The organism is Nocardia sp. NRRL S-836 (assembly GCF_001279525.1).
GTDB lineage: Bacteria > Actinomycetota > Actinomycetes > Mycobacteriales > Pseudonocardiaceae > Lentzea.
Genome location: NZ_LGDY01000013.1, coordinates 42,619 through 56,718 on the forward strand (window position 1 = coordinate 42,619; position 14,100 = coordinate 56,718).

13 protein-coding genes and 1 pseudogene are annotated in these 14,100 nt (G+C 68.8%); 5 read left to right on the plus strand and 9 right to left on the minus strand.

All coding sequences use genetic code 11. The annotated features are described in order from the left end of the window. Positions 1-184 precede the first annotated feature (184 nt). A complete protein-coding gene (locus ADL03_RS49340; protein WP_369808924.1) occupies positions 185-523 on the plus strand; it encodes a very short patch repair endonuclease in 339 nt (112 codons plus the stop codon). Positions 524-557: 34 nt separating this feature from the next. Here ADL03_RS49340 and ADL03_RS03540 read toward each other — a convergent pair whose 3' ends face one another. Together ADL03_RS03540 and ADL03_RS03545 are read right to left on the minus strand one after the other, a co-directional pair. Beyond that, the gene (locus ADL03_RS03540) at positions 558-974 is read right to left on the minus strand and encodes a hypothetical protein (RefSeq protein WP_053731911.1); all 417 of its coding nucleotides are present in this window, start codon (positions 972-974) and stop codon (positions 558-560) included. A 132-nt stretch (positions 975-1,106) separates the two neighbouring features. Then, on the minus strand, positions 1,107-2,615 hold the full coding sequence (locus ADL03_RS03545) for a sodium:solute symporter family protein (RefSeq protein ID WP_053731912.1): 1,509 nt from the start codon (positions 2,613-2,615) through the stop codon (positions 1,107-1,109). A 243-nt stretch (positions 2,616-2,858) separates the two neighbouring features. Between ADL03_RS03545 and ADL03_RS03550 the strand changes: the two genes are divergently transcribed. After that, complete coding sequence (locus ADL03_RS03550; protein ID WP_053731997.1) at positions 2,859-3,500, plus strand: response regulator transcription factor; 642 nt, start codon at positions 2,859-2,861, stop codon at positions 3,498-3,500. On the opposite strand, the gene ADL03_RS03555 is transcribed toward ADL03_RS03550, so the two are convergent. Next, on the minus strand, positions 3,459-4,040 hold the full coding sequence (locus tag ADL03_RS03555) for a TetR/AcrR family transcriptional regulator (protein WP_053731913.1): 582 nt from the start codon (positions 4,038-4,040) through the stop codon (positions 3,459-3,461). The two genes, ADL03_RS03550 and ADL03_RS03555, sit on opposite strands and share 42 nt — an antisense overlap. An 83-nt stretch (positions 4,041-4,123) precedes the next feature. Here ADL03_RS03555 and ADL03_RS03560 point away from each other — a divergent pair, with 83 nt between their 5' ends. The 3 genes from ADL03_RS03560 to ADL03_RS03565 all read left to right on the plus strand — a co-directional run bounded on the left by ADL03_RS03560 (position 4,124) and on the right by ADL03_RS03565 (position 7,147). Next, positions 4,124-4,966, plus strand: coding sequence for an NAD(P)/FAD-dependent oxidoreductase (locus ADL03_RS03560; protein ID WP_231641432.1), 843 nt, complete (start codon positions 4,124-4,126; stop codon positions 4,964-4,966). Next, positions 4,966-5,160 carry a hypothetical protein gene (locus ADL03_RS49345; RefSeq protein WP_231641434.1) on the plus strand — a complete coding sequence of 65 codons (195 nt, stop codon included), beginning with the start codon at positions 4,966-4,968 and terminating at the stop codon, positions 5,158-5,160. The genes ADL03_RS03560 and ADL03_RS49345 overlap by 1 nt, the downstream gene beginning before the upstream one ends. A gap of 151 nt (positions 5,161-5,311) precedes the next feature. After that, positions 5,312-7,147 (plus strand): acyl-CoA dehydrogenase, encoded by a 1,836-nt coding sequence (locus tag ADL03_RS03565; protein WP_053731914.1) that lies wholly within the window; start codon positions 5,312-5,314, stop codon positions 7,145-7,147. 90 nt (positions 7,148-7,237) lie between these two features. Here ADL03_RS03565 and ADL03_RS03570 read toward each other — a convergent pair. The 6 genes and pseudogenes from ADL03_RS03570 to ADL03_RS03595 all read right to left on the minus strand — a co-directional run. After that, positions 7,238-8,263, minus strand: a pseudogene (locus ADL03_RS03570) (Cmx/CmrA family chloramphenicol efflux MFS transporter); the annotation flags it as partial. Between the two features lie 126 nt (positions 8,264-8,389). Beyond that, the gene (locus tag ADL03_RS03575; protein ID WP_053731915.1) at positions 8,390-9,118 is read right to left on the minus strand and encodes a DUF1206 domain-containing protein; all 729 of its coding nucleotides are present in this window, start codon (positions 9,116-9,118) and stop codon (positions 8,390-8,392) included. A gap of 113 nt (positions 9,119-9,231) precedes the next feature. Beyond that, positions 9,232-11,229, minus strand: coding sequence for a VanW family protein (locus ADL03_RS03580; RefSeq protein WP_197288050.1), 1,998 nt, complete (start codon positions 11,227-11,229; stop codon positions 9,232-9,234). Between the two features lie 80 nt (positions 11,230-11,309). Next, the gene (locus ADL03_RS03585) at positions 11,310-11,630 is read right to left on the minus strand and encodes a co-chaperone GroES (protein ID WP_231641436.1); all 321 of its coding nucleotides are present in this window, start codon (positions 11,628-11,630) and stop codon (positions 11,310-11,312) included. Positions 11,631-11,639: 9 nt separating this feature from the next. Continuing rightward, entirely contained in the window at positions 11,640-13,460 is a 1,821-nt protein-coding gene (locus ADL03_RS03590) for an NHL domain-containing thioredoxin family protein (RefSeq protein WP_231641443.1), read from the minus strand. A gap of 44 nt (positions 13,461-13,504) precedes the next feature. Further along, positions 13,505-13,906 carry a DUF4259 domain-containing protein gene (locus ADL03_RS03595; RefSeq protein ID WP_053731917.1) on the minus strand — a complete coding sequence of 134 codons (402 nt, stop codon included), beginning with the start codon at positions 13,904-13,906 and terminating at the stop codon, positions 13,505-13,507. Positions 13,907-14,100: the final 194 nt, after the last annotated feature.

Genomic DNA, 14,100 nt, shown 5'->3' on the forward strand with positions numbered 1-14,100 from the left:
GGAAAAATACGTCTGTGAAGTCGAGTTCACATCACGTGGGCAAAACCTTGCAGAGGCATGGCGACAAGCTCGCGAGAAGGGATTTCTCGCAGAGGACGGATTGCCTCCAGGGTCTAGGGCGTCGTCTACGGAGGTCCGAGCCTCAATGCAAGGCAACCGAAGCAAGGACACAGGCCCGGAGATAATGCTTCGAAGGCTACTTCATCAACGCGGTTTGCGATACCGAGTAGACGCACGACCGATCGCAGAGGTACGTCGCCGAGCCGATGTTGTCTTCGCCAGTGAGCGTGTCGCGATTTTTGTAGACGGTTGTTACTGGCATGGCTGCCCAGAGCACTATCGACCAGCGGTGAAAAACGCGGAATTCTGGCACGAAAAAATCAACGGCAATCGAGCCAGAGACGCCGACACGAACAGAAAACTTGTCGCGGCAGGCTGGTCTGTCATACGGGTGTGGGAACACGAAGACCTGACGCAAGCCGCAGCGCTGATCGATGAAGTCGTCCGAACCGCTCGTCGCTGATCTTCACCCTACCGACCTGAGCGGCGAGGAACGCCTAGTCGACCGGTAGGCCCCACGGGCGGCGGTCCAGCTCCACCCAGCCGCCACCGCGGGCCAGCGCCGCCCGCACCCCGGCGACGTGGTCCGCGAACGACGCCAGGTCGGCGTGCAACAACTCGGCCCGCTCCACGTCCAACGGGTGGAAGTCGTCGTGCCACAGGTCGACCGGGAACGACGCCACGAACGTCAGCGACTCCAGCAGCTGCAGCAAGGCGGCGGAGGGCTGGGAGGACTCCGCCAGGTACGAGCGGCGGATGGTGTCGCAGGCCGCGAGCAGGTCGCGGACCTGGCGGATGGCGTCCGCGGGTGTGCCGTCCCACGACGGGTCGGGGTACACGCGGTCCACGAGCTCCAGCCAGAGCCGCCAACCCGAAGCCAGTTCCGCGTCATCTGCCGGACGCCACGCACCCATGACATCCACTGTGCATGCGGACAAAGCGGGAGTCTCGTGACGATGACGCACGACACGGCAACCAACGGGTGATGTGTGCGTCTCACGCTCGCTGCGGCGCACCCGCCAGGGGGTGCGCCGCAGCGGAGGCGGTCAGGCCTTGACGGGCTCGGCCGCGCGCTCGTCGGAGTTGAGCGAGTCGAGCAGGACGTCACGTTCGGTGGAGGGCTCCTTCTTCAGGAACCCGATCGTCAGGTACAGCACCAGGGAGAGCATCAGGGGCCACGAGACGAGCACGCCCTTGGTGACCCACGCGGCCTTGCTCATCTGCTCGACGTAGAGGAACGCCCACATGCCGAGGCCGCCGACGACCGAGGCGACGGCCGCCGTCGAGCCGATCCTGCGGAACCACGGGAGCAGGCCGAGCATCAGCGGGATCGCGATCGGGCCCATCGTGGCGGCGACCAGGTCGACCACCACCTTGAGCACGAAGCCCTGGCCGCCGGAGGCGATGGCGATGATCATGCTGAGGCCGATGAAGGCGAACGTCGTGACCCTGGCCAGCACCAGCTGGTTGTCGGCAGAGAACGTCTTCACCTTCTTCCAGATGTGCGGCAGCATGTCGCGGTTGATCACGGCGGCGATGACGTTGGCGTCCGACGACACCATGGCCATCGTGTGCGAGAAGAAACCGGCCAGGATCAGTCCGATCATGCCGGCGGGCAACATCTGCTTGCCCATCTCGATGTAGGCGTTCTCCGCCTGGGCGCCTTCGAGGCCGGGCACGATCAGCGGTGCGGCCCACATCGGGAAGAACAGCACGAGCGGCCAGACGAGCCACAGCGCGGACGAGAGCAGTGCGGAGCGCTTGGCGGCGAAACCGGACGGCGCGGCCATGTAGCGCTGCGCCAGGTTCCACATGCCGCCGTTGTACTCCAGCGTCTTGATCAGGAAGAGCGCCATGAGGAACGTCGACGTGTACGGGCCGGCGAGCGGGTCGCTGTGGCTCTCCGGGAGCCTGTCCCAGATCGTCACGGGGAAGTCCCACCCGAGGGTGCCGGCGACGGCGACGAACATCGCGAAGCCCGCGGCCGCCTGGATGACGAACTGGCCGAAGTCGGTGAGCGCGTCGGCCCACAGGCCGCCGAGCACCGAGTAGACCATCGTCACCAGGCCGATGATGATGATGCCCCAGGTGATCGGGACGCCTGCGAAGCCGCGGAGCAGGATCGCGACGGCCGCCCACTTCGCGGCGATGTCGACCACCTTGAGCAGCGCGCCCGCGTAGGCCATGACCTGCTGGGTGGGCACGTTGTAGCGCTTGGCCAGGTACTCGAGCGGCGACTTGACGTCGTGCTTGGACCGCAGCCTGTTCCACCGCGGTGCGAACAGGAAGGCGCCGATGCCGACACCGATGCCGATCGTCAGCGACCACCACACGTAGACGGTGAGGCCGAGCCGGTACGCCTCGGAGGCGAAGGCCACGAACATGACCGCGCTGTAGCCCGACATGTGGTGGGAGATGCCGGACAACCACCACGGCATCTTGCCGCCTGCCGTGAAGAAGTCGGCGATGTTCTGGACCCGCCCGCGCGACCAGAGCCCGATCGCGACCATCACGAAGAAATAGCCGACAACCACGATCCAATCGAGGGTGCCCATGTGACCTCCTTGCGTGCACACACGTGTGCCCGCGAGAGCACCAGGCCTCATGGCGGCGGGAACCTGGCACATCCGCACGGGATATGTGACGTAGGTCTTACGAGACTGTTGCCACTGCGCGGAAGACCTTGGCCCGTCTTGAATCACATTCGTGATCCTTGTTCATACACATGAACAAGCTTTTCCGCGTCACGCGTCCGAGCGAACGACGTCACTCCTCTGGAAGCACGAACGGAGGTGTTGATGCTCCCGCCGAACCGGCCTGCTCCCGGCGTCGCGCTGATCGACCCCGTACCGCTCTACCGCGAGGGCCTGTCGTCACTCGTCCGGCGCACGCCCGGTCTGCGCTGGCTCGGGTCGACGGGTCAGCTGCACGCCGCCGTTCGCATGCACGAGCACCTGCGCCCGGACGTGCTGCTGGTCGACTCGATGCTGGACCCGGCGGGGCAGCTGGCCAGGGCGCTCGTCGAACGCGACCAGGACCTGGCCGTGATCGGGCTGGTCAGGGACGTCCACACGTACGCCAACTACGTCACGACCGCGCTGGAGGCGGGCGTTCGTGGCGTGGTGCCGCGGTCGGCGGAGCCGGAGCAGATCGTGCGGGTGATCGCGGAGACGGTGCGGTCGCGCGGGTTCGTGCACCCCGACCTCCGCGGCAAGGAGGGGCCGGGGCTGACCCGGCGCGAGTACGAGGTGCTGACGCTCATCGCGGAGGGCATGGAGAACCAGCAGGTCGCCGACGCGCTCATCCTGTCCGTGGAGACCGTGCGGACCCACGTGAAGGGCATCCTCCGCAAGCTGAGCGCGCGCGACCGGACGCACGCGGTGTCGCTCGCCTATCGGTCAGGACTGCTCCTGCTGAGCCCGCCAGCCGTCTTCGAGTAACCCGAACAGTTCCGCCGCCGCCCGTTCGCGATTCGGCCGGCCGAAGATCACGTCACGGGCCTCCAGCGCGAACCGCGCCAGGCCCGCACACCTGATGTCGTCCTCGGGCGCACCGATGTCGGCCGCGATGGCGTGTGCCAGCGCCGTCTCGTGCCGCGTCCACATCCCGCGCTCGTACGCGCGCAACGCGGGCGTCGAGCTCACCAGCCGCGCGAAGTCGGCGAACAACGGGTGGTCGGCGTGGCCCCCGGCCCCATGGACGAAGTGGTCCCGCAGCGCCTGCGGGATCGACTGGCCCGCCGGACGGTCCCGAACGGCGCCGATCAGCTCGGACTCCTGCTGCTCGTCCTCGTCGAACAGCAGCGCCTCCTTGCTCGGGAAGTGCTTGAACAGCGTCGTCACCGACACGTCCGCGCGGTCGGCGATCTCCTTCACGCCCACGTCGTCGAACCCGCGCGCCAGGAACAGCTCCAGCGCCGCGTCGGCGATCGACTGGCGGGTCTGCAGCTTCTTGCGCTCACGGCGGCCGAGCTCGGTCACACCGCACACCCTACCCTGAAGGTTGTGCTACTTCAAAAGTGTAGTGATTGCGCTTTTTTAGTCGATACGCTTTCATCGAACCCATGACAACGCCACGCATCGCCATCGCGGGAGCCGGCCTCGGCGGCCTCACCTGCGCCCGTGTCCTCCAGTCGCACGGCTTCACCGACGTCACCGTCTTCGAGCGCGAGAGCTCCCCGGACGCCCGCCAGCAGGGCGGCACCATCGACCTGCACGCCGGCAGCGGCCAGGAGGCGATCCGCGCCGCGGGCCTCTACGACGAGTGGCGTGCGCTCGCCCGCTTCGAGGGCCAGGAGCAGCGCAAGGTCGACCACGCCACGGCCGCGTTGGTCGAGCTCGAACCGGCGGAGGGCGACTTCCGGCCGGAGATCGACCGCGGCCAGCTCCGCGGCCTTCTGCTCGGCTCGCTCGCTCCGGGCACCGTCGCGTGGGGCCGTGGCATCGCCTCGGCGGCACCGGGCGAGGTCACCTTCCTCGACGGCTCGACCGCCGCGTTCGACCTGGTCATCGGCGCGGACGGCGCCTGGTCACGGGTGCGCGGGGCCGTTTCGACGGCGGTGCCCGAGTACACCGGCGTGCTGTTCGTCGAGGTGCGGCACGACGGCGACGAGGAGCTGCTCGCCCTCACCGGCCAGGGCACGATGGTCGCGGACGACGACGAAGGCCTGATGCTGTGGCGCAGCGCAACAGCGGCGACCACATCCGCGCGTACGCGTGCCTGCGCGCGGACGAGAATTGGAAGCCGTCCAACGCTGAGCTGCTCGACCTCTACGCCGGCTGGCACCCGTCGCTGCGGGCGTTCCTCGCCGGCGAGCTGGTCCACCGGCCCCTGCACGCGCTGCCCGTGCCGCACAGCTGGGACCCCACGCCGGGCGTCACGCTGCTCGGTGACGCCGCCCACCTGATGCCCCCGCTGGGTGTCGGCGCGAACCTCGCGATGCAGGACGCCGCCGAACTGGCGCTCGCCATCACCCAGGAGGGGGTCGACGAGGGCGTGCGGGCGTACGAATCCGTCATGCTGCCGCGCGCGATCGAGTTCGCGGAAGACACGAAGGCGGGACTTCTCGACATGGTTCCCGCACGCCCGGTACGCGTCTGACCGGCGCTCATGTCCGGTTCAGGCCGCTGGGAGGACTGTCTGGTTCGCCACCAGTGGGTGGTCGCCCTTGCCGGGGTTACTGTCGAGTAATACCCTGTTGTTACCGGTCAGTAGGCGACCCCGCCGCGACCCTGAGGAGTGAGCTGACGAGATGGGCCACTACAAGAGCAACGTCCGGGATCTCGAATTCAACCTGTTCGAGGTCTTCAACGTGCAGGACCACCTCGGCAAGGGGCCGTTCGAGCAGTCCGACGAGGACACCGCGCGCGGCGTTCTGGCCGAGATGAAGACGCTGGCGGAGGGACCCCTCGCGGAGTCGTTCGCCGACGCCGACCGCAACCCGCCGAAGTTCGACCCGGCGACGCACTCGGCGACCCTGCCGGAGTCGCTGAAGAAGTCGTACCAGGCCGTGTGGGACGGCGAGTGGTACCGCATGTTCCTGCCGGAGGAGCTGGGCGGCTTCGGCACCCCGCCCTCGGTCGCGTGGGCCGCGTCCGAGCTGATCCTGGGCGCCAACCCGCCGATCTACATGTACCTGGCGGGCCCGAGCTTCGCGACGGTCGTCTACAACAACGGCACCGAGCGCGACAAGCAGTGGGCGCAGATCATGATCGACCGCGGCTGGGGCGCCACGATGGTGCTGACCGAGCCGGACGCCGGTTCCGACGTCGGCGCCGGCCGCACCAAGGCGATCAAGCAGGACGACGGCACCTGGCACATCGAGGGCGTGAAGCGCTTCATCACGTCCGCTGACCAGGACCTGACCGAGAACATCATGCACCTGGTGCTGGCGCGCCCCGAGGGTGAGGGCGTCGAGCCCAGGCCCGGCACCAAGGGCCTGTCGCTGTTCCTCGTGCCGAAGTTCCACTTCGACCCGCAGACCGGTGAGCTGGGCGAACGCAACGGCGCCTTCGTGACCAACGTCGAGCACAAGATGGGCATCAAGGCGTCCACCACGTGCGAGCTGACCTTCGGCCAGCACGGCGTCCCGGCCAGGGGCTGGCTGCTGGGCGAGGTGCACGACGGCATCGCGCAGATGTTCGACGTCATCGAGTACGCCCGCATGATGGTCGGCACCAAGGCCATCGCGACGCTGTCGACCGGTTACCTGAACGCGCTGTCCTACGCCAAGGAGCGCGTCCAGTCCGCCGACCTCACGCGGATGACGGACAAGACCGCCCCGCGCGTCACCATCACGAACCACCCGGACGTGCGCCGCAGCCTCATGCTGCAGAAGGCCTACGCCGAGGGCCTGCGCGCCGTGTACCTGTACACCGCGACGTTCCAGGACAAGGTGATGCTCGGCGGCGAGGACGCGGAGCTGGCCACCAAGGTCAACGACCTGCTGCTGCCGATCGTCAAGGGCGTCGGTTCCGAGCGCGCCTACGAGCAGCTCGCGCAGTCGCTGCAGACCCTGGGCGGTTCGGGCTTCCTGCAGGAGTACCCGATCGAGCAGTACATCCGCGACTCGAAGATCGACTCGCTGTACGAGGGCACCACGGCCATCCAGTCGCTGGACTTCTTCTTCCGGAAGATCATCCGCGACAAGGGCCAGGCGCTCGGCTTCATCAACGGTGAGATCCAGAAGTTCCTCGACAACGAGGGCGGCAACGGCCGTCTCAAGGAGGAGCGGGCGCTGCTCAAGCAGGGTCTCGAGGACCTGCAGGGCATGCTCGGCGCGCTGGTCGGCTTCCTGACCTCGTCGCAGGAGGACGTCCGCAACCTCTACAAGGTGGGCCAGAACTCGGTCCGCCTGCTGATGACCGCGGGTGACGTGCTCGTCGGCTGGCTGCTGCTGCGCCAGGCCGAGGTCGCGCTGGAGAAGCTCGGCGGCGCCCCGTCGGCCAAGGACAAGGCGTTCTACGAGGGCAAGGTCGCCGTCGCGTCGTTCTTCGCGAAGAACGTGCTGCCGGAGCTGACCGCCCGCCGCAAGATCACCGAGTCGACCGACAACTCGCTGATGGACATCGACGAGAGCGCCTTCTAGGACGCGGCTCGACCGCGGGTCCCGCACCTCCTGCCCGAGGCGCGGGACCCGTTTTCGTTGTACGGGACGAAGTTCTCCTCAGAGGGAGAACACGAGCGGTCCGACGGCGGCACCGACGTTGAGCGCGGCGGTGGCGTAGGAACCGGCCATCGTGGGCGCGCCCGTCGCGTGGTGCAGCACCCGCGCGATCAGCGTGCTGCCGACCGCGAAGGACAGCGCGCCGAGCACGAAGACCATGGGCAGCAACAGGACCGGCTCACCGCCGAGCACGTCGAGACTCCACCAGCCGAGAGGCACCAGCGGGCCACCGACCGCGATCACCCGACGTGGTGCGGTGTCGGCCAACCGGCCGCCGACCGCGACACCGGCAAACGCACCGGCACCGAACAGCACCAGCGCGACCGGCACCCACCACTCGCTCAGCCCCGCGACGCCGGTGACGACCGGTGCGAGGAACGTGAAGTGCCCGAACGTCACCGCGTTCACCACCACCGCGAGCACGATCACCAGCACCAGCCGCGGTTTGCGCAGTTCGGCCAGCTCGGGCCGCAACGCGGCGGCGGACCGTTCCCGCCGCGCCGGAACCCCCGTGAGCACACCGGCCGCCGCCGGTACGCAGAGCACCGCGATGGCGAGGAACGTCGCGCGCCAGCCGAAAGCGGTACCGAGCAGCGCTCCACCCGGCACGCCGGCGATGGTGGCCACTGTCGTGCCGGACAGCAGCACGGCGAGCGCACGACCGCGTTTGTGCGGCGGTGCCAGCGAGCTCGCCGTCGTGAGCGCCACGGCGAGGAACCCGGCGTTCGCCAGCGCGGCGACCACCCTGGTCCCCAGCAGCAACGCGAAGTCGTCGGTGAGCGCACCGGCCACGTGTGCCGCCAGGAAGACCACGACGAACGTGAACAGGCTGGAGCGCGGCGGCCAGCGCCGGGCCAGCGCCGCCATCAGGGGCGCGCCGACCACCATGCCGGCGGCGAACGCCGAGGTGAGCAGACCGGCCGTTCCGACCGGCACGCCGAGGTCGGCGGCGATGGCGGGCAGCAGGCCCGCGAGCATGAACTCGGAGGTGCCCATGGCGAACACGGCCAGGGCGAGCAGGTACAGCGAAAAGGGCATGGGAAGACTCCGGAAGCGGGAGGGTGTCGGGGCTGACGGTCAGACCGCAGCCCCGGCCCTGTCTGCTTCCGGAGTCGACATGTGCAGCACGCTAGCGCGAGCGCCGCGTGCCGCGCACCTCCGTTTTCACTCCTTCAGAGCGCGTGCGGCGACGAAGCAGTAGACGCCGAACGCCGCGATGCCGATCGCGACCGCCGTCAGCAGGAACATGCCGAAGGGCTGTGCCGCCAACGTGTGCAGCGCCTTGTCCATGCCACCGGACTGCTCCGGGTCGGCGTTGACCGCGGCGAGTCCGACGAGGACACCGATGACGCCGTACGCGACGCCCTTGCCGATCCAGCCGACCCGGCCGACGGGCTCGACCCACGACGGCGCGCGGCTCATGTCGAGGTCCTTCTCGAAGGACTTCTTGATGCCCTTGTAGGCGATCACGCCTGCGGTGACCAGGACGCCGATGGCGATCGCGCCGACGATCAGCTGGCCGCCGGGCCACGAGAGCACCTGCGCGGTGAGCTCCTGCTGCTGTTGCGTGGAGTCACTCGTCGCGCCGCTCGTCGCGTACTTGAACGCGGCGAGGGCGATACCGCTCGCGGTGACGGCACGTGCCGCGGACCCGACCCGCTTGGAGATCCGCTTGCGCTTCTTCGTCACGTACGTGTACCCGACGAAGGCCAGCAGCAGCTGCCAGACCGCGAAGAAGATCAGGCCGATGCCGACCGTCCACAGCAGCCAGGCACCGTTCTCGGCGAGCTCGGTCAGCGCGCCCTTCGAGTCCGTCCGTTCGGCGTCCCCGCCGAACGCGACCTGGAGCGCGAGCCACGCGATGAGCACGTGCACCGCTCCGTACACAACCATCCCCACGCGCCCCAGAGTCTGGACGACGGGGTGTCTTCGCGCCTCGTTCGCAACAGTGGCCACGAACGGGTGACTACCCGTTCGTGGCCACTACAAATCCCGGCACAGTCCGGTCAGCCCCCGGCGGGAGGCGCCGCCTCGCAGATGATCTTGAACTGCGGGTCGTAGCGGACCGTCCGCGACTCGCTGCGCGTCTGGCCGCTGCGGCGGTCCTTGATCGTGCGGGTGTCCGTCACGGAGAAGCCGGGGGCGCCGTTGCTCGGCGTGCACTCGGCCTTGCTGATCTTCTTCTCCTGCGGCTGGGTCGGGGCGAACTCACCACTGGTCGAGCCGGTGACGTCGTAGTTCTTGGTGCCCCACAGCACGATCTTGATCGTGGACGGGGTCCAGATCGTCTGGATGGCGACGCCCGTGTCGTCCGGGTTCGTGAACGCGATGTCGATCAGGCTGTTGCCCGCGCCGTCCATGAACACGGTGGCCTCGCGGCCCTTCGGGTACCGCGTGATCCAGTAGCTGTGCTCCCGGTGGCCCGCGTCCTTCATGCCCGCGTAGTAGGACGCGTTGTAGAGCGTGGTCGCGAACTGCGAGATGCCGCCGCCGACCGCCTTGCCGGGGATGCCGTTCTCGATGATGCCGGCCTCGACGTAGCCCTGCGCGGTGCCGCGGGGGCCGGTGTACTTGTTGAGGCTGAACGTCTCCTTGGGCTTCACGATCGCGCCGTTGACCTTCTCGGCCACGACCCGGATGTTGACGCCCGACGCGGCGGCGAAGCCACCGGTCTGGAACTCGCCGATGACCTCCTTGATGCCCATCTTGTTCGCCTGCTCGGTGGTGACCTTCGCGGGCGTGTGCTTGTACTCGAACTTCAGCTCACGGGCGTCGGTCTTCTTGAGCGTGTCGAAGTACGGCTGGAGGTTCTTGTCCCAGTCGACGTCGAGCCCGTCGACGGACGGCTTCACGGTCGGCCGGCCGCCCTCGAACACGATCTGGGCGTCCTTGCCCTCCTTGACCGTCTCCTTCAGCGGCGGCGCGGCGACCTCGACGAGCTTGTCCTTGTTCACGCCGACGTTGAGCGCGCCGCCGTCGCCGGGTGCGAAGGACAGGGTGGCGGCGATCTGCTCGGGCGTGAGGTTCGCGTCCTTGCCCTCGCCCATGATCTTGACCGGGGCGGAGACGGCGGTCTTGACGACGTCGTTGAGCGCCTTCTCGACGCCCTCCTTGGTCGTCTTGACCGGGGTGAAGTCCATCGGGACGTTGACCGCGCCACCGGTGGCCCAGTTGGTGACGACCGTGCGTGCAGCGTCTTCCGCGCGCATCTTCTGGCCGTCGTGCGGCTCGACCGCGACCGGGTTGGCGCCCTCGAACCTGATCGTGCCCTCGATGGGCTCGTGGTCGAGCTTCGCGCGCATCGCTTCGAGCGCACCGGCCACCTTGGCGTCGTCCGCCTTCGTCGCCACGCCGACCTCGCGGCTGGTGAAGAAGGACGTCACGCGGGTGATCGGGCTGAGCGGCTGGCTGCCCGCGCGGTCGATCGTGGCGTTCCAGTCGAGCTCCAGGCCCGCCGCCTTGGGGTCGAGCTCGCCGGTGACGTCGCCCGCCTTGAGGGCGACCGGCTTGCTCAGCCGCGGGCCGATCTCGTCGCGCAGCTTCTTCTCGGCCTCGGAGTGGCTCATGCCACCGACGTCGACGCCCGCGACGGTGACGCCGCGGGGCACGTTGCCGCTGGAGACCAGCATGTCGAGGCCGTAGAGCAGACCGAAGGCGCCGACCACGGCCGCGGCCACGATCAACGCCTTCTTCTTCGTGTTCTTCGGCTCCGGCTCGTCCTCACCCGGTTCGATCATCACGGGTCCGTGGACGCCGGAGTCCTCCGGCAGCGGCTGGGGCGGTGCCACCGGCCGCATGTACTCGGTGGCGTCCTCTCCGGCGGGGAAGCCGACACCGGGCACGGCGGCCGTGACGGTGGGCTGCTCGGTGTCCGGTTCCTCCGAGGGCCAGGCCTCGGTGGACGCGTTCACGTTCACGGGCGCGATCCTGGTGGTCTCCTCGGAGGCGGTGCCTCTCGGGTTGACCGGCGGCATCGCTCTCGTCTTGTCAGCGTCGTACGGCACAGCTCTCCCCGTTGCCCTGTCTTCCCACTGCGGCGGCGTACACGTGTGCAGCTATCAGGCCAAAACCACGAACCGGCGGCTCACAGGTACAGACCGGTCCCGTGCTCGGTGAGCTCGCTGGCGACAGCGTGCAGGTCACGTTCCCTGATCACGAGGTACGTGTTGCCCTGCACCTCGACCTCGAGCTGGTCTTCCGGGTTGAACAACACCCGGTCACCCACCTTCACGTGTCGCACGCTGGTACCGACCCCGAACACGCTGCCCCACGCCAACCGCTTGGCCATCTGGGCCGTGGCGGGGATCACGATGCCACCACTGGACCGCCGCTCGCCGTCCTCCGGCGAGATGCGCACCATGACGCGGTCGTACAGCATCTGGATCTCGAGCTTGACATCAGGCACCCGCAGAGTCTACGTGGCCTGCGGAGGTGCCTCGTCCATGCCGCCCATCAGCAGCGGAAGACGGGTGGGTGCATCGGCAACCACTCGAACGGGAACGCCCCAGTCCTGCCTGGTCAGGCGGCAGACCGGGTGTTCGTCGGCAGGATCGTCACTGCAACTGGCCGCCTGCGCTACTACGTGCAGGACGCCGTTCGTGACCTGATCGTTGATCCGCAACGCCCGTACCAGTTCGGTGCCGACCCCCGCGCCCTCCAGGATCAGCTCCGGCGGCGAGCTGGTGATCTCCAGTCGGGTGGACGGCCCGTACCGCTCGTCCAGCTTCGTCCCGGTCGGCGGCGTGAAGACGACGGCGAGCTCGAACGCGCCGGCCGCGATGTCGGTGCTCGGCCGCTTCACCTCGTGCGCGGCACCGTCGATCCGGACGGCCTCCTTGGTGAACCGCTCGAGCCGGTGCGCCGCGCTCGCCACCACGACCAGCTCGCCGTCGACGAGCAGCGTGTCGCTGGGCTCGGCGATGTCGGTGGCGATGGTGCTGACCGTCCTGGTCTGCGGGTCGTAGCGCCGGATCGCGTTGTTGTAGGTGTCCGAGATGGCCACCGAGTGGTCGGGCAGGACCGTGACGCCGAGCGGGTGCTGCAGCAACGCCTCCTCGGCATCGCCGTCGCGGTGACCGAACGCGAACAGCCCCTTGCCGATCTCCGTGTGCACCTCGCCGTGTTCGAGGTAGCGCAGCGCCGACGTCTCGGAGTCGACCATCCACAACCGGTCGCCGTCGGCGGCCAGGCCACTGGTCTGCGCGAAGAACGCACCCTCCGCCGGGCCGTCGTTGATGCCCTCGACGGTGGTGCCCGCGAGCCGCTTGACCGTGCCGGCCACGGGGTCGAAGAAGCCGAGCGTGTGGTTGCCGGCCATGGCGATGGCCACGCCACCGTTCCACCACGCCACGTCCCACGGGCTGGTGAGGTCGATCTTGTCGGCCGGCCCGTCGGTCTCGCCGTCCCGCCACTGCTCACCGGTGCCCGCGAGGGTGGTGACCTCACCGGTCTCCAGGTTGAGGCCGCGCAGCAGGTGGTTGACCGTGTCCGCGACGACGACGTCGTAGCCGAGCGTCGCGGGGACCAGCGCCAGCCCGGCGGGCTCGGAGAACGTGGGGTCCGTGCCGTCCCGGCGGCCGCGCTCACCGGTGCCGATGCGGCGGATGACGGTCTCGCCGTCCGCTTCGAGCTCGACGATGCTGTGGTGGGCCGAGTCGCTGACCAGGATCGTGTTCCGCGGCGTCACGACCGCCTTGGCGGGGAACCGGAGCGTGGTGTCCGCGGGCTCCGGCGCGACGTACGGCCCGGAACCGCGGTGCAGCGTGCCCTTGGCACCGTGCTCCTCGACCAGCTCGCCGATGATCGTGTCGAGCGCGTCGACGTGCCCCTCACCGGCGGCGACGTGCACGACGTAGCCCTCGGGGTCGATCAGCGTGAGCGTCGGCCACGCCTTGACCGCGTAGTGCTGCCACGTCGTCAGCTCGGGGTCGTCCAGAACCGGGTGGTGCACCTCGTAGCGCTCGACGGCGGCCTTGAGGGCTTCCGCGTCCGCCTCGTGCACGAACTTCGGCGAGTGCACGCCGATCGTCACCAGGACGTCGGAGTACTTCTCCTCCAACGGGCGCAGCTCGTCGAGGACGTGCAGGCAGTTGATGCAGCAGAACGTCCAGAAGTCGAGCAGCACGATCTTGCCGCGCAGGTCCTTCAGGCTGACCGGGGCGCCACCGGTGTTGAGCCAGCCGCGTCCGACCAGCTCAGGGGCGCGGACACGGGCACGGCGCTTCGCAGTCGTCACGGCCGTATCCAACACTGTGGACGGTCGAGCTGTTCCGGTGTCCATCATGTGGACTGGGCCAGCACCTCGCGCAGGTCGCCCACGCCCTGGCGCCACAGCGGTCCGTGCCCGGCGTCGTCCCAGAGCACGGCGAGCTCGGAGTTCGCCAGCACCCGGTCCAGCGCCCTCACCGCGAGCGGAGCCAGGTCCGCCGGGAACGCGGGCAGGGCCTCGCGGGGGCCGTAGGCGGTGGTGACCGGCTTCCCGCCGGGGCACTGCGCGGCGACCAGCGTGGCTGCCGCCACGGCTTCGCTGCCGTCATCGGCCTCGACGTCGTCCGCCTCGGCCGCGCGGGCCAGGGCGGCCCGGACGATGCCTTCGCGTTCCTCGGCCCGCGCCTTGTCCAGCCTGCCGGCGAAGTCCGCTGCCGCGTCGTTGTCGAACGACCCGATGTCCCAGGTCCCCAAGGCGATCCCCCGGTGTCAGGTGGAAAGGCGGCGTGGAGCTCGCCGGTGCTGATCATGCGTGACCGCGCGGCCCCGGCGAGCGGCACCCCTGCTCCACACGGGCACGACGGGCTCTACGACCTGCCCTTGGACACGCCGTTCGAGCGGATGCCGACCGAAGACCCCGAAGGACCGGCACGACCTTGCCGCGCAGG